Raw genomic sequence first — 16,557 nt, forward strand, 5'->3', positions numbered from 1 at the left:
CTTTTCTTGGTTAAAAGATAAAAAGCTATTGATTCACATAAGATAAATACATTCTTCCCAATTCAATAGCATTGGAAATGAGAATAAATACTGCTCCATTCCAAATGCGCTGGGCAGAGAAGACCACGGAAAATCAATTTTCAGTTTTAAGTTAAGCCATAGCCCCTTAAATTGAAACTTTATTTCAAGACATTTGGCTAAATACATTCACGTAACCCCGGAAATTTTGGATCACAAGACACTTCTGAAAAAAATAAAGCTCAGCATTCAACTGATGGAACTTCATGATGAAAATCCTTTCAAAATCCGCAGCTACCAAAGTGCGCTGATTTCTTTGGAGCGTGGAGACCAGGACATCATGGAGCTAAATGAAGCTGCACTTGCCAAACTTCAAGGTGTGGGAAAAAGCATGATAGAGGCGATCCAACAGCTAAAAACAACAGATACATTCCCCCTGCTCGAAGAGCTGATAAACAAAACTCCAGAGGGGATCCTGGAAGTGCTTCAGATCAAAGGCCTAGGGCCAAAGAAAGTAAAAGTACTCTGGGAGGAATTAGGCATCACCTCCTCCCATGAATTGATGGAAGCCTGTCAATCCGGAAAAGTTGCCAAAATCAAAGGTTTTGGAGATAAAACCCAGAATACAATCATCCAGAACCTTGAATTTAAAGCTTCCAATTCTGGCAAATGGCTCTATGCTGACATAGCAGAAATGATCGGGCAGCTAGAGGAAACTTTTAAGGTTTTTGCCCCGGAAGCCGCTCTGGCAATTGTAGGGGATTTTGCACGGCAGATGGAAATCATCACAGAAGCAGAATTTCTAATCGCATCAGCTGAACTGGCTTCTGTAAAATCCAAAATTAAATCAATGGAATCCATTGAGTGGAATTTACCCGAATCCGGGCCAAGAACATTCCGGGGAAAACTGAAGGAAATTGACTTACGGGTAACTATCCACTTTTGCTCAAAGGAAGATTTCCTCTGGAAAAAGCTTTCTCTTATAGCGGCTCCTCTTCACTTGGAATCCCTGGTAAATGATCAAGAAAGCATAGCCCTAAGGCTTCAAAAAAGGGATTATTCAAGCGAAGATGAGTTTTTCAGCATTAATAAGCTCCAATACATCCCTACTGAAATGCGGGAGGGTTTTGGAGAAGTAGCACTTGCCTTAGAGAACAAAATCCCTGAATTGTTAACTGACAAAGACCTTAAGGGGATTCTTCACAATCACTCTACTTACAGCGATGGCAAGCATAGCCTGAGACAAATGGCCGAATATTGCAAAGAACTGGGCTATGAGTATCTGGGAATTTCCGACCACAGCAAAACGGCTTTTTATGCAGGGGGGCTGGAAGTGGAAAAAATCCTAAAGCAACATCAGGAAATCGATGAGTTGAATAGAGAAATGGCCCCATTTCGAATTTTTAAAGGGATAGAAAGTGACATACTTTCCGATGGAAAACTGGATTATGAGGATGAGGTGCTGGCAAGCTTCGATTTTATCGTCGCCTCTGTACACTCCATCCTGAATATGGATATCAATCGTGCCACAAGCAGGCTGATCACTGCTATTGAGAATCCTTATACCACTATTTTGGGACATCCAACAGGCAGGCTTCTTCTACGCCGTCAAGGATACCCTATTGACCATAAAGCCGTCATTGATGCCTGCGCGGCCAATAATGTGGTAATAGAAATCAATGCAAATCCATGGAGACTGGACCTGGATTGGAGATGGGTCCACTACGCAATGGACCAGGGGGTGATGCTTTCCATCAACCCCGATGCACACGAAATGGACGGCTATGCCGACATGAAATACGGAGTGCTTGTGGGCAGGAAAGGCGGATTAACTAAAGAAATGACGCTGAATGCGATGACAGCCGATGAAATAGGCAGCTACTTCGATGCCAGACTAGAGAAGCTAAAAATAAATCAATAGGTGGTTGCGTAACCAAAACAGGCAATAAGGGAGAAGTCTTGTAACTTGCGCGTTAATTCTTAAATCTGAAAAAATGAAATGGACTGACCATTCTGAAACAACTTTACTTCAGCGTTCCTTTTTGTTTGGGATCACAGGCATTGTCCTATGCATTCTTGCTCTTTTGAATAGTTATTTTCAGGTACTCGATGCTCCAATGGGACCGTTGAACGGTGTAGGACTGGCATTGCAATTAGTCGGTTTGAGCTTGGCAGTATTGGTGATACGCAAACGAAAACTAACTCCCGAGATAAAGGAAAAGGCTAAAAAGATGATTTTGATCCTTGGTGTAGGGTTGTTGTTTTTTATCCTTTCAATCTAGTCCTTATGAGCACGAGCCCGATCCGATTGGTAGCATTTTTGGCTTATTTCCTGATTTTTCAGGTAGCCTGTCAGCCTCAGGCTGACTTTGTTTGGCAGGAAGGGGACATTCTCTTTCAGGATGGAGATTGTGGTGATTTCTGTGATGCGATCCGTGCAGTGACTTCAGGGTATGATGGGAGAGATTTTTCCCATAATGGATTTTTGATGCAGGAAAATAACAAATGGTACGTATTGGAAGCAATCTCCAAGGGTGTATCAAAGACCCCTATCGATAGTTTTCTCAACCGTCACGTAGATAGCAGCCAAAAGCCAAAAGTTATGGTAGGCAGACTGAAACCTGAGTTCCGGCATCTGCTGTCACCCGCACTACTGCAAGCAAAAAAGCTACTTGGCCGACCCTATGATTCAGGGTTTGATTTATTGAATGATTCTTATTATTGTTCAGAACTTATCCATCTATCACTCCAAAAGGCAAACCATGGGCAGCCTGTATTCGAAATCCAGCCAATGACATTCAAAGATCCGGATTCAAAGAAGTTCTTTTCGGTTTGGGAAGTATATTTTGATAAACTGGGAATGGAAATCCCTGAAGGTAAGCCCGGGTTGAATCCGGGTGGGATGTCCCTGGACCCCGCTATAGAAATGATTTATGATTTTCAGCAGTAATTGTCTGTCACCTTATTCAAAAAGCTCAGTTGGCTCTGCCATTTACATTCATCAGTAATGTCATTAATACATTTAACCCACCAATAAATCATGCACAAAAAAGCACTATTTATCTTTCTTGTAGGTTTGTCCCTGGTAGGACTGTCTACTACATCCCAAGTGAGAGCGCAGGAAACATCCCCGGCTTCCCAACAGGAATTTAAAATTGTCACTGTGGTAGAATCCATCGTGCCTATGGGAATTGGCAGATCACGGATCATTGACTCCCAAACCCATGTTGATGCCTCCGCTTTCGCGACTGAGAGAACAGACGGCACCAAAAGCGACCAAAAAGAAATCAACCGGAAAGACATCAAAATCGACGAGCTGGAGGAGACAAAGCTGCTGAATTTCTTTTCCGCAACCGGAATTAATTTTCAAAACATTGCGTCCAATGATGCCATGATAGCATCAAAGATCAACAGTATGATCAGCGAAGGCTGGAGCCTTACTTATGTCACCTCAGGTGTAGAAAGCAATGCCGGAGTAGACGATGGTCAGGGGATTTTCATTACCCGGCTATTCTTTTCCCGCAATCAACCTCAAAAATAGAAAAAAGAGCAATCCCTGAAAACACAGACCATAACAACCTGTGTTTTCAGGGATTCATCTTATACCAGTACGGATTTTTATTCCCGTGACAGAGACTGGCTAGGAGGTCATTATTTGTCAGCTGAAATCTGAAAGTTGTATCCTACTGAAAATAAGACAGGAAAGGCTTTTATAAAGTTTTCTACTCGTGGGCTTTTCGCATAAAAATCCTGATCTTCCTTAAACTCTTTATTGCGCGCAGGTACCAATAGTGCAAAATCCCAATATGACCCATTGAATTTTCTTGATTTAAGTTTAAGGCCAGCGCCAAAACTTGGACCATAATAGGATTTTTCCGATGATTCCAAGTTTTTTATTTTAATCACTGCATTGTAGCCGTACATCCCGTTAAGAAAAAATTGTGCTCTACGCTCGCTGGGTATATTAATTTGCAGCCCCACATTATACCCCACTCCTACCAAATTATACCCTACTCCCCCGAATACATCCAATCCTTGGGTAAGCTGCTGGGTAAGCTTCATCCCAAATCCGCCGTAAGGTAATCCGCCACCAAGGCCGATGAATGTTCTAAGGTAAGCATTGGAATCTTGGGGAGTTGCGGTTGATTCTTGAGCAATCAATGGATGATGGGCACACAAAGCAAACAGGAGGCAGAAAAACAGAGTTTTGGACATGGAGAAATAAGTAGGTATGATTTTTTGACAGTACATTACTACGATTTTGTCCGAATTAACAGCTGGATTAAGAATGTTACATTCCGGCTGAAAACCGCAAAATCAATTCTGTTTTTTTCTCAATAGTTATATCTCGAATAATTAAATAATACAGCCAAGCTTCTTCTGGTTTAGAAATTAAAAGCTTAGATTCTCACAAAAATAAGAGTGATTCTTAATTCTACTAAAAAATTAAAATCTATTTTACCCTCTGGAAAGGCAGCATAGTATGCAATAGTTTATCCAACAGGGCAACTGTAGTCTACGGCAAAACCGCTGTGCCTGCCATGGTTTTTAAAACTGTCATAAAAAAAAGCCCCGGATTCATCGTCCAGGGCTTTCAAACATATCAGCTAACTTTTTACTCTTCAGCTTTTTCTTTCTTTTTCACAGCTATGGTCAATTCTGTACCCTCGCCGAGATAATCAGCTGTGATTACATCACCTTCAGACAGATCCCCTTTCAGGATTTCCTCTGCAATTGCATCTTCGAGATACTTTTGGATAGCTCTATTTAGCGGTCTTGCACCATATTGCTGATCATACCCTTTTTCTGCCAAGAACTCCTTCGCCTTTTCGGTCAGTTCAATTTTGTATCCCAGATCAGTTATTCTTGCAAACAACTTGCCCAAGCTGATATCGATAATTTTGAAGATGTGTTCCCTGGTAAGTGAATTGAAGACAACTACATCATCCAACCTATTCAGGAATTCAGGACTGAAAGCCTTTTTCAAGGCAGACTGAATCGTTGATTTCATCACTTCATCCATGTTATCTGATTTGGCCTGACTGGCAAAACCAATACCCGCGCCGAAATCCTTCAGATCACGAACCCCAATGTTCGAAGTCATGATGATGATCGTGTTTCTGAAATCAACTTTCCTTCCCAAACCGTCCGTCAAGACACCGTCATCCAACACCTGAAGGAGAATATTGAATACATCCGGGTGTGCTTTTTCAATCTCATCCAGTAAGACTACGGAGTAAGGCTTTCTTCTGACCTTCTCGGTCAACTGTCCACCTTCTTCATAACCTACATAGCCCGGAGGCGCTCCTACCAATCTTGATACAGAGAATTTCTCCATGTACTCAGACATATCAATTCTGATCAGAGAATCATCTTTGTCAAAAAGATAAGTAGCAAGCATCTTGGCCAATTCTGTCTTTCCCACACCTGTAGGACCTAAGAAAATAAAGGAGCCAATCGGCTTTTTCGGATCTTTCAGCCCAACTCTCGTTCTCTGAATTGCCTTGGTCAATTTCTTAATCGCCTCATCCTGGCCGATTACTTTACCCGAAAGCTCAGTATTCATTCCCAGCAATTTCACGCCTTCGTTCTGCGCTATTCTCTTTGCAGGCACTCCGGTCATCATGGCGATTACCTCAGCTACATGGTCCTCATCTACGGTATATCTCTTGGATTTACTTTCCTCTTCCCACTTATTTTTGGCTGTTTCCAGTTGCTCAAGAAGTTTTTTCTCCTTGTCTCTAAGCTGGGCAGCTTCTTCATATTTCTGGGATTTCACCACCCGGTTTTTTTCCGTCTTGATGTCCTCTACCTCTGCTTCAAGTTTCAGAATTTCTTCCGGAACATGAATATTGTTGATATGGACTCTTGCACCTGCCTCATCCAGGATATCTATGGCTTTGTCCGGAAGGAACCTATCGGAAATGTATCTGTCGGAAAGTTTCACACAGGCAACTATAGCCTCATCGGTATAGTTGACATTATGGTGATCCTCGTATTTATCCTTAATATTATTCAGAATCTGTACGGTTTCTTCCGGGGTAGTAGCATCTACCATTACCATCTGGAATCTACGTGCCAAAGCACCATCCTTCTCAATATACTGACGGTATTCATCCAGGGTAGTAGCCCCTATACATTGGATTTCTCCACGTGCCAAAGCCGGTTTAAACATATTGGACGCATCCAAGGACCCTGATGCTCCACCTGCCCCTACTATTGTATGCAGCTCATCGATGAAAAGGATCACATTCGGAGATTTCTCCAACTCGTTCATCACGGCTTTCATCCGCTCTTCAAACTGACCTCTATATTTCGTGCCGGCCACTAAAGAAGCCAGATCCAATGTCACCACACGCTTATTGAACAGCACACGGGACACTTTCTTCTGGATAATCCGAAGTGCCAGGCCTTCCGCAATAGCTGTCTTACCTACTCCCGGCTCACCGATCAAAATAGGGTTGTTTTTCTTTCTTCTGGAAAGAATCTGGGCTACACGTTCGATTTCCTTCTCACGGCCAATGATAGGATCAAGCTTATCATCCTCGGCCATTTTGGTCAGGTCCCTTCCGAAATTATCCAATACCGGAGTTCTGGACTTCTCTGCTCCGGGCTTAGAAGCACCCGATCCACTACTTGAAGATCCAAAAAGCTTAGATCCGTCATCATCTCCATCTTCAGCCTCCGCTTTCGAGCGAGGTGTACTGTCTGAGGACATTTCCAGCATTTCCTTAACCGAATCGTAGTTGATTTCAAATTTGTTAAGTATCTGGGTAGCAATATTGTCCTCATCCCTCAAGATGGAAAGAAGCAGGTGCTCCGTACCGATCAGTTGACTTTTGAAGATTTTTGCCTCCAGATATGTGATTTTCAACACCTTCTCTGACTGTCTGGTCAGAGGGATATTGGCCATATTCTTTACGTTGTGATTTGCGGTGCCTTTTACAGCGCGTTCGATCGCATTACGCAATTCGTCCATTGGCACTCCCAATTTCTTAAGAATGGAAACAGCAACACCTTCTCCTTCACGAATCATCCCCAGCAAGAGGTGCTCTGTGCCAATGTAATCATGTCCCAGGCGAAGAGCTTCTTCGCGGCTAAGAGAGATCACCTCTTTGACTCTGTTCGAAAATTTTGCTTCCATTTAATTCCTATCTGATTGTTTAATAATCCTGTACGTATGTTACCGAATTTGTTTCAAAAACACAATCCTTTTACAGATTGTTCAATGTTTTTTTACAGACTTTAAGACTATGCCTTTAGAAGCAGGTCCCTCGCAAAACAACAAATCCAGAATGCTGAGATTAGGATCAAAGTCTAAGCCAAAAAGTTGAAAATAAAGAGCCGGAGAATAGTAATTCCGCTCCGAAAAAGGCACTGAGGGCATCAGTTGCTCCCTTATGTCCTGTTCCCAAGTCTGATCCTGGCTTTTATCATATGCCCGCATTTTGACAGGCATCCCGAGAAGCTTGAGACAGATTGTCAGCATTTCCCAGTTCAGCTCCCACAAATTATCGTGGCTCTGCCGGAAAACCTTTTCAAAATAAGGAAAATAATATTCATAAAAAGGGGCTTTGCCATAGGCGCTCTGAATTCCCCGCTGATGGACGGCTAACCAGTTTTGGGAATTATCGATCTTAATTTCTTTCTGCGAAACTCTTGGCCTCCTACCCTGAATAGGCACGCTTAGTGTCCCCACTTTATTGGCTAAACGAATTTGGGTGCGATTGAAGAAGGACTGCCTTTTGTAAATTGCGTCAGGAAAAAAGACCAGTTCCTCTGCTTCTGCAATAGCGGCAAAAAATTCAAGATTGGGAAAATAATGCAGATCCACTGCAATGCTCTTTGTCATTTTATTCCAAATCTTCCAGTTTTCCCAAGCCTTCCCTGACCACTTCCACTTCATCACCGGTACAATCCAGCACAGTGGATGCAATATTTTGCCCATACCCTCCATCGATCACAATATCGACAAGGTGTTGGTATTTTTCGAAAATCAATTCCGGGTCAGTGCTATATTCTATCACTTCGTCTTCATCATTAATGGAGGTAGTGAGTATAGGATGTCCCAGTTCTTCCACTATCATACGCGGTACATTATGATCAGGCACTCTTATTCCAAGTGTTTTCTTGTTACTGTGCAAAATCTTTGGCACCTGGTTACTTGCTTCCAGAATAAAGGTAAACGGTCCGGGCAGCCCTTTTTTCATCATCTTGAAGACAGGCTTGGTGATTACTCTGGTGAATTGGGAAATATTACTCAAATCAGCGCAAATGATGGAAAAATTATGTTTTCGAGGATTGATGCCTTTGATTTTACAGATCCGCTCCACTGCCCGCAAATTCATAATATCGCATCCCATGCCATATACTGTATCGGTAGGATAAATCACAACGCCACCATCACGAAGCGTTGCGGCGATTTGTCTGACCTTAGCAGGATCAGGATTTTCCTCATATAATCGAATCAATTCAGCAGCCATATCTTAATTTCCTCTGGTATAATCAACTAGTTCTTTCTGAATATTGTTCCAATTCTCGATTAGATCCACTACGATAGGCCAATCAGCAGCAGCCCATCCCAGCGAATTCAGTTCTTCTTTTATCAGCCATTTTACCGCTTGATGCTCGAGTAAGGAGATATCGCCACTTTCCCAACTGCAGACGAATGGCAGCAACCGGATTTTTTTTCCTGCCGCATAGGAATGCTCAGTGGGTTTTAACGGGCCAATTATGCCAACGTCAATTGCCAATTCCTCTCTGAGTTCACGAATAAGGCAGGCTTCAGGGCTTTCTCCTTTTTCAACTTTCCCACCGGGGAATTCCCAGAACCCAGGCAGTGGCATCGTATCAGATCGCTGCGCACACAGGACTTTGCTGTCTGAAAATATTACAGCGCAAGTGACTAAAACTACTTCCATGAAAAACTTTTTTGTGCAGAAAGGTATAATTCCCTTGCCTCTGACACAAACTCCTACTTAGATTTTTCCCTATTTTTGCCATTAGTATGCAAAGTGATAAAAGAAAAAACGTCTATCTGGTCCTGGTCATTGCCTTCTCGGTAATAACTATATCCATGAGCTTCTATTTCTACCAGGTTTTTTTCAGCCCTAATACGCTGATAGAGTCCGACCAAAATTACATGTTAAAAATTGGTAGCAATGATGCCTACAAGACCGTTGCCAATAGATTATATGATGATAAGGTCGTAAATGATTTGGTAAGCTTTGGCTTCGTTTCCAAAATCCTGGACTATCAAGAAAGCGTGAAACCGGGACTTTACACTATTACCCCCAAAATGACTAATCTCGAATTGGTCAAATTACTTCGCTCAGGCAAGCAAACTCCGATCCGGGTCACATTCAATAATGTAAGAACAAAGGAAGATCTAGCCGAAAAAATCACGGCAAATATGGAGATTTCCGAAGATCAATTTTTAAATCTAATACAAGACTCGGTCTATATCCGCAAGTTTGATTTTAATGAGGAGACCATTATGAGCATGTTCATCCCAAATACCTACGAACTGTGGTGGAACACCAGTGCCGAAGCACTTTTTGACAGAATGTATAGGGAATATAACAGCTTCTGGACGGATGCCAGGAAGGAAAAGGCAAGTTTACTCAGTCTTTCCCAAAAAGAAGTGAGCACTCTGGCAAGTATCGTGCAGGCTGAGAGCCAAAAAGCAGACGAACGGCCGAGAATCGCAGGCGTTTATCTTAACAGACTACGGTCAGGCATACCGCTTCAGGCTGACCCAACCTTGGTTTTTGCTTTGGGAGACTTTGAACTGAAAAGAGTGTTGAATGTCCATAAAGAAACCGACAGTCCGTATAATACCTATATGTATGCCGGACTTCCTCCTGGCCCGATTAACCTTCCGGACATAAATTCCTTGGATGCCGTGCTGGATGCCGAAAATCACGGGTATCTATACTTCTGCGCCAAAGAAGATTTCTCCGGTTACCATACTTTTGCCACCACTCTGGCTCAGCACAATGCAAATGCCAGACGGTATCAGGCCGCGCTTAATGCCGCGAAGATCTATTAATAATGTACACTGCCGAAACCCAAATCAGAGTTCGCTATGCAGAAACGGACCAGATGAGTTACGTCTATTATGGCAACTATGCCATGTATTTTGAAGTGGCAAGAGTAGAAGCGCTGCGAAGCATAGGTTTTTCATACAGGGAAATGGAAGAGGAAGGAGTAATGATGCCGGTGCTGGAAAGCCATTTCCGCTACCTAAAACCTGGTAAATACGATGAATTGCTTACAATCAAAACCACCATTCCTACCTTACCGGGGGTGAGAATAAGGTTTGAATATCAAGTATTCAATGAGCAAAAGGATCTGATCACTGAAGGCTGGACATCTCTCACATTCCTTAAAAAAGACAGTCATCGTCCCACCAGACCTCCACAGAATTTATTAGCTTTATTGAAAGGATATTTTCAAGAAGCAGGGTAAAGTGATTAAAACAAAACTCCTTAGGTTAGAAGTCAGGCTACTTTGGCAGGCAAGAAAGCTCAAGAAAATCCATTTCGGGGATCCGGATAAAAACCTATATGATGTTGGAAGGATTTTTTTGGTCCAGCTGCAAAAGGACGATATCCTCGAACGTGCCGGATCCATGGCGTTCAGTTTTACAATTGCGCTTTTCCCGTTGATTCTCTTCCTGTTGAACCTTATTCCTTATCTACAGGATATTTTCCCTTATATCACTACTCAGAATATTTTAAACTTTATCCAGGAAATCCTACCCGAAGAAGTCTATATCCAATCTGAGAATACGATTATGGATATTGTCTCCAAGCCTAGGCAGAGTATGCTATCATTGGGTTTTTTCTTTGCACTGTATGCTTCCACGCAGGGAGTGATGTCTATGATGAGTTCCTTCAATTCAGTCTATCAGACTAAAGATAACCGGGGATTTCTTCAGAGTCGGGGCATAGCGGTGAGTATTGTGATAGTCCTGGCATTCACGGTGATCACAGCCAGCATTGTTATGATCCTGGGAGGGGTTCTGATCCGCAGGTTGGATGAGTTACAGGTGTTCAACTCCGGATTTATGTTTTTCTTATTTTCCAGCCTGAAATTCCTGATTTTGCTCTTTATGTTTTACATCGCCACTGCATTCATTTTCAGGTTTGCCCCTGCGGTCCATGATAAATGGATTTTTTTCTCCACCGGGGCCAAATTAGCCGGTCTATTGATCACCTTCGGCTTTTACGGTTTCTCATTTTATCTGAACAATTTCGCCAGCTATAATAAACTGTATGGCTCAATAGGTACTTTAATTGCCCTTATGCTTTGGTTATTGATTACTTCTATCATCGTGCTTGTTTGTTTTGAGGTAAATGTGAGTCTGGATCTGCTGGAGGAAAAGAAAAAAAGAAAATTAGGCACGAAGGTGGAGGAACTGTTGCAGGAAGAGAAAAAAACGATTGCATAATAGGCAAGGATTCTATTTTTATCCATTAAAAAGACCATTAGGCTGAACCTTTTGTATTAGGGTATGGCTTATTTCCCGATGAAAGATTGTAGAAACGTACTATTCAGGGCAGGATAATTGAAAAATTAATCCCAAAACAATCAGAAGGTTAACAGAAAAAGGCAAGATCTGTTTTGTAAAAGTTTACTTTTATCCTACTTTTGCAAACCTAATCGGCGCAACAACCGATTACGACCCAGAGGAATGGCAGAGCGGTCGAATGCGGCGGTCTTGAAAACCGTTGTACCGAGAGGTACCGGGGGTTCGAATCCCTCTTCCTCTGCTGAGTACCTTGTTGAACAAGTCAACAAGCTTCTTGAAAAAAGATTTATAAAGTCACTTCAAGAAAGAATAAAAATACAAAACACTGAAAATCAGTATATTAAAAATCAGTTTTTCGCTTTATTCAGCTCAACAGATTCAAAAAAAGCCTGTAAAGAAATTCTTTACAGGCTTTTTTTATGGTCAAAAACCCCTAAAATCTTCACAATTGCCTGTAATTCCAGGGCGTCATTCGTGTAGTCCTCTACCTGAAAAAAAAGACGCAAATTCTCCTGCACTAATTACGTGAAAAACACTTACAAATTGATTTTTTCACTTAAAAATCACATTAATTCATGAAAAACACTTACAAAAGTAAACTCATTTCCCCAAAGACAAACACATAGTGGCATGATGAAGCGCTAAACTTCATCATGTCCAAAACATAATAGAACTTTCTCCCTCACATCCTGGATGGTGGTGAAGATTGATCCCGTCTGACGTATGGTATAGTAGTGCGAATGCTGATCTGGACTAAACAAATTAGCCTACAAGGAAAGTTGTCTGGTGGTAAACAGCAAACCAATAGTATTACCAAAATCACAAGCACTCATGGTTCAAGATGAGTAAATAAGGATTGTTAGTCTTCGCAGGAAGCTGGGTGCCGATCAATTGACTCAAAGGACTGGGGTAAGGAGAAGGACTATTTATAGCATAGATAAAGGTTCAACAAACGTAAGCACAGGATATTATTTAATCGTGCACAAAGTCTTTGGACTTGAAAAGGATATCCTGAAATTGGCTAATAACGATGGACTGGCGGAAAGCTACAAGATGCCGGATTGGTAATAAAAAAAAGGGCACCAAAAAAGTACTAGTTGAGGCAAAAAGAGCTACAAGCCTTGGTTTTTAGCCAGTCAGACGAATGAGATTGTAATCCCCCACCCTTCAACTGTCAAAATATTTGGCTAGAATCGGAGAAATTCCGATTATCCACTCATTAAACAACAACATAACATATGGTGATATAATCATTCATATCCTCATGCAGGTTGTAATGAAGTATTTACTTGAGTCAATACTTTCAGTCCGACTTTTAAGTTCTGGTTAAGGAACTTCTAATACCTTATTTCATAAAAAACAAACATGGATGCTTTGGAAAGTATATTTATCCACTGCGGATCAGGGGCTGCAAAGCTAATCAACTCACTATTACAGTGAATTAGTACATCATTATTTTAGTGGACCAGCAATCTCTTGCCTATTCTAAAATTTCTCACTGTTTTTTGTATATTTAACTTGGAATAAAGTTCATTCAAATAATAGAAATAGTACAGGTTCTAAATAGGAAGATTTCATGCAACTAACTATAAAATCAATAATTTAAAAACCTAGCGTTAATCGTGTAGTTCTTAAAAATTTTCAATTATAAAGCATTGAAAACCAAACATATAAGACATAAGCTCACTTCCCTCTTCCTCTGCACTACAGAACCCTAACTACCTGAAATATTGGTAGTTAGGGTTTTTATTTTTAGATCAGTAGCGAACTCGTCAAAATTTTTGAATCCAGCCCTGAGTTAATTCAATATCTGATGAGAAATTCACTATAGATCGAACAATTCGTACTGTACGAGGGGTACTAAACGCACAAGGTGTACACTAAATCCGGTCTAGAATTTATAGATTTCCCTTATACTGGATTTTATTGGATCAGATTCATAAATCAAAAAATATTTAAGTTTATAGTTTTTGATTGTGTCAGTGAACCATCCTCTCTATTTTCAAAAGATCACATTCACAGGTTTTTCGAAAATTTGTGAGGAGTGTAAGCCGAGTTGCAATTTGGCCACTCTCTTAAACGCATAAAATTTATTTCAATCCACTTTCAAGTTAACCCATGTCCAAAAAACGGGCTCTTCCAGGTAGCACATTAATCCAATTGGATAATCTGCTCAGCTAATTCTGCCTTTCCTGTTACAGAAACCAGTATCTGATCCTCCGTCAATTGAATCAACCGCCAATTTTGCACACTATTCACTAAGGCAGCAGTTTGTACCTGCACAAATCCCGAAAGATTCCCAGGAAACTTCCTGATGATGTTTTTGTGATGATGACCTGCCACAACCAGCTTTAAAGATGGATATTTCTCCAACACCCGATAAAAGTTATTATCATCTGCCACTTTAGCACCAAAAGGAATATGCATAAAAATGATTTCCACATCAGTATCTGAAGCACTCAGCTCCTGATCCAACCAATATTCCTGAGGCTTGCTGATGTACGGAATGTCAGTAGGATCATCCGGTCGAAATTCATAAAAGCTATCATCCAAAAAGATTAACTTATAATCAATCTTTCCCACTTTGACATTTTTACTATAGTAAGTTCCATTTTTAAAGACCTCCAAGTTCCTAATCCATAATGCTCTGGCCTTTTCAGTATTGTATTGATGATGAAGCAACTTGTAATCCAGTGAATCATCCCAGTCAAAGGTAAAGGTCTCATGATTTCCCATAGTCAGGTAGATGGGCAAATCATATTCATCCAACAATTTCGAAAACTGACTGGTCTGAATATCAAGCATGGAACCGTCATCCACTACAGATTCAAAGAAATCTATTAAGTCTCCTGTTGCCACTACCATATCACTTTTGGTTTGTCTAGGAACGGTGGACAGAAACTCCCTAAAACGTGATTCCCCCAGATGATAGTCCTTCTTCTGTCTGTATGCCATCATCTCATCAATGTAAGCCTCTTGATTAGTGATGACATGCAAATCGGAAATATGGAGGATGTTTAACGTGTCTTTCTGAGCCATAGTAGCTTCAGAAACAAGTACAAGCAGCAGTAGTATTAGTACTTTAGCGTGAGGTATAACCTTATCAGTCTTCATCGACAGGTTAGCAATCCCATGATATTGGTTTTTCAGAAAACACATCATACTAGTATCCAGGGTTTTGTGATAGATTGGAATTGATGTCTATTTCCTGCTGGGGAATCGGCCAAACCTCATCTTTGTTGTTTTTATATACCACTTCCTGGGTTGTGAAGTAATTCAAAGCCTCGGCTTGATTGTAAATGGGGGTATAATTTTCATCAATATCCACCAGCACATTTTTGCTCCAAGTGTTTCCATTTCTATTAAGATAAAGAACACCGTTCATCACTTGATCGGCTATACCCCATCTTCTGATATCATACCAGCGCATACCGTCATTGGCCAATTCAATTTTCCGCTCATAACGAACGATTGATCTTAATTGTGACTGGGACAGATTTTTAGAAATGGCAGGCATCCCTGCTCTGGTTCTAATCTGATCAATTGCTTCATATACAGAGAGATCAATACGATTGGCCTCTACCTTAGCTTCTGCATAAATCAGCAGTAATTCCGCATAGCGAAAGATCCCCAGGTTCAGATCTGAAACACCCCGAGAAGAATTGGTTTGGTAATCCATATTGTCGGTATGTTTTCTCCATAGATAGCCACTGAAGGTTCTATAGGCATTTTTCGCATCTGTATTGGAAACCAATACCGGCTTAGATCCTTCACCGCTTAAAACAGGCCAATAATTATTCACCTGATCAAATGAAACATTTGTTTCAAACTGGAATCCCATTAAACGGGCATTGGGTCTGGCACAATACATATCCAAGCGGGGATCCCTATTTTCAAAAGGAGCATTTGCATCGTACAAGGGAGACTCATCAATCGGCAATCCGTCAATACACTGGAAGGAGTCGATTAGATTCTGGGTAGGGCCCCAATAGCTACTTCCTTTGCCCAGCCTAGAGGCAAAATAATACCCTTGGTTATGCGTGTTCCCTGAAATATTCTGGTTGTATTCTGCTACCCAAATCCATTCCTTACTGGATCGATAGCCTTCATAGCCAAAAATATTGGAGCATGCAGGTTCACCCTCTAAATGACTTTGATTGCAAAAGGCTTTAGAATCATCAAAAGGAGTAAGCGTATAATTACCATTGGCAAGCAGTATTGCTTTTTCAGCTGCAGATGAAGCTACATCAAATTGCTCACTATAGAGAGCCACTCTAGCTTTCAGCATATAAGCAGCCACACTCCCAACTCGCACATTTCCGTAAGTAGCTTGCGACGCGGGAAGATGGTCGGCCACCTCTGTCATTTCATCGATAATCCACTGCTGAATTTCCAATTTTGCTGTACGTGGTAGGTCCGAATCAGTTAAACCCAGGGAATTCAAAACCAGGGGTACATCACCATACAATTCTATCAGCTTAGAATAGGCGTAGGCACGAATCACCCGCAGTTCCGCATCAATCTGTTTGTACTGTTCTTCGGAAATCGACTCCCGGATATTTTCCAGGTTATCCAGTACCGTATGACATCGGGCAATAGTTTTGTAATGATATTCCCATGGCTTGGTAGCCAGCGCGTTATCTGTGGTCAGGGAACTGGTGATTGGGGACGTATAGTTATTACTGGGCCTGGCATAACCAATGTCTGTAATATTATCCATGACATGTAAAAAAGGAGTATTAGCAGCATCCAAGAGTGTTAACCCTTTGTAGGCAGCCAAAAGCCCCATGACGGCTTCTTCTTCCGTGGCTGGAAATGTCCCAGTAGTAGGGCCATCCATCGGAAATCGGTCCAGATCACAAGCAGTAAACAATGCCAGCGTGATCATCCATATTTTTATAGTAGTTCTTTTCATCTTTAAATTTGATTTTTATTGACCGAACACCCTGTCCCCTACTTCATCCGAGAGAAGCTTGCATGTCTACTGGTCATCTTCCTTGATT

14 protein-coding genes and 1 tRNA gene are annotated in these 16,557 nt (G+C 41.4%); 8 read left to right on the forward strand and 7 right to left on the reverse strand.

What is annotated here, in order from left to right:
• Positions 1 to 274 precede the first annotated feature (274 nt).
• The 4 genes from AS141_RS10130 (at position 275) to AS141_RS10145 (ending at position 3,559) form a co-directional block, all read left to right on the forward strand.
• Positions 275 to 1,939, forward strand: a complete 1,665-nt coding sequence (locus AS141_RS10130) for a helix-hairpin-helix domain-containing protein (protein WP_082632256.1) — start codon at positions 275 to 277, stop codon at positions 1,937 to 1,939.
• Positions 1,940 to 2,012: 73 nt separating this feature from the next.
• Positions 2,013 to 2,300, forward strand: coding sequence for a hypothetical protein (locus tag AS141_RS10135; protein ID WP_057937525.1), 288 nt, complete (start codon positions 2,013 to 2,015; stop codon positions 2,298 to 2,300).
• Positions 2,301 to 2,305: 5 nt separating this feature from the next.
• Entirely contained in the window at positions 2,306 to 2,968 is a 663-nt protein-coding gene (locus AS141_RS10140; protein ID WP_057937526.1) for a YiiX/YebB-like N1pC/P60 family cysteine hydrolase, read from the forward strand.
• 90 nt (positions 2,969 to 3,058) lie between these two features.
• Positions 3,059 to 3,559, forward strand: coding sequence for a hypothetical protein (locus tag AS141_RS10145; RefSeq protein ID WP_057937527.1), 501 nt, complete (start codon positions 3,059 to 3,061; stop codon positions 3,557 to 3,559).
• A gap of 110 nt (positions 3,560 to 3,669) precedes the next feature.
• On the opposite strand, the gene AS141_RS10150 is transcribed toward AS141_RS10145, so the two are convergent.
• The 5 genes from AS141_RS10150 to AS141_RS26425 form a co-directional block, all read right to left on the reverse strand.
• Positions 3,670 to 4,269: a hypothetical protein gene (locus AS141_RS10150; protein ID WP_157243427.1), complete on the reverse strand. Its 600-nt coding sequence runs from the start codon at positions 4,267 to 4,269 to the stop codon at positions 3,670 to 3,672.
• A 364-nt stretch (positions 4,270 to 4,633) separates the two neighbouring features.
• Positions 4,634 to 7,162, reverse strand: coding sequence for an ATP-dependent Clp protease ATP-binding subunit (locus tag AS141_RS10155; RefSeq protein ID WP_057937529.1), 2,529 nt, complete (start codon positions 7,160 to 7,162; stop codon positions 4,634 to 4,636).
• A gap of 81 nt (positions 7,163 to 7,243) precedes the next feature.
• On the reverse strand, positions 7,244 to 7,870 hold the full coding sequence (locus tag AS141_RS10160) for a WbqC family protein (protein WP_057937530.1): 627 nt from the start codon (positions 7,868 to 7,870) through the stop codon (positions 7,244 to 7,246).
• A gap of 1 nt (position 7,871) precedes the next feature.
• Positions 7,872 to 8,501 carry an L-threonylcarbamoyladenylate synthase gene (locus AS141_RS26420; protein WP_057937531.1) on the reverse strand — a complete coding sequence of 210 codons (630 nt, stop codon included), beginning with the start codon at positions 8,499 to 8,501 and terminating at the stop codon, positions 7,872 to 7,874.
• 3 nt (positions 8,502 to 8,504) lie between these two features.
• Entirely contained in the window at positions 8,505 to 8,939 is a 435-nt protein-coding gene (locus tag AS141_RS26425) for a (deoxy)nucleoside triphosphate pyrophosphohydrolase (protein WP_057937532.1), read from the reverse strand.
• Positions 8,940 to 9,025: 86 nt separating this feature from the next.
• Here AS141_RS26425 and mltG point away from each other — a divergent pair, with 86 nt between their 5' ends.
• From mltG to AS141_RS10190, 4 genes are all read left to right on the forward strand, one after another.
• Positions 9,026 to 10,069 carry an endolytic transglycosylase MltG gene (mltG, locus tag AS141_RS10175; protein ID WP_057937533.1) on the forward strand — a complete coding sequence of 348 codons (1,044 nt, stop codon included), beginning with the start codon at positions 9,026 to 9,028 and terminating at the stop codon, positions 10,067 to 10,069.
• A 2-nt stretch (positions 10,070 to 10,071) separates the two neighbouring features.
• A complete protein-coding gene (locus AS141_RS10180) occupies positions 10,072 to 10,488 on the forward strand; it encodes an acyl-CoA thioesterase (protein ID WP_057937534.1) in 417 nt (138 codons plus the stop codon).
• Between the two features lies 1 nt (position 10,489).
• Positions 10,490 to 11,473, forward strand: a complete 984-nt coding sequence (locus AS141_RS10185; RefSeq protein ID WP_082632246.1) for a YihY/virulence factor BrkB family protein — start codon at positions 10,490 to 10,492, stop codon at positions 11,471 to 11,473.
• A gap of 237 nt (positions 11,474 to 11,710) precedes the next feature.
• Positions 11,711 to 11,795, forward strand: a tRNA-Ser gene (locus tag AS141_RS10190).
• 1,910 nt (positions 11,796 to 13,705) lie between these two features.
• On the opposite strand, the gene AS141_RS10195 is transcribed toward AS141_RS10190, so the two are convergent.
• Together AS141_RS10195 and AS141_RS10200 are read right to left on the reverse strand one after the other, a co-directional pair.
• Positions 13,706 to 14,668 (reverse strand): metallophosphoesterase family protein, encoded by a 963-nt coding sequence (locus AS141_RS10195; RefSeq protein ID WP_157243428.1) that lies wholly within the window; start codon positions 14,666 to 14,668, stop codon positions 13,706 to 13,708.
• Positions 14,669 to 14,717: 49 nt separating this feature from the next.
• A complete protein-coding gene (locus tag AS141_RS10200; protein WP_057937536.1) occupies positions 14,718 to 16,469 on the reverse strand; it encodes a RagB/SusD family nutrient uptake outer membrane protein in 1,752 nt (583 codons plus the stop codon).
• Positions 16,470 to 16,557: the final 88 nt, after the last annotated feature.

It is taken from the genome of Algoriphagus resistens (assembly GCF_001442615.1).
Lineage (GTDB): Bacteria > Bacteroidota > Bacteroidia > Cytophagales > Cyclobacteriaceae > Algoriphagus > Algoriphagus resistens.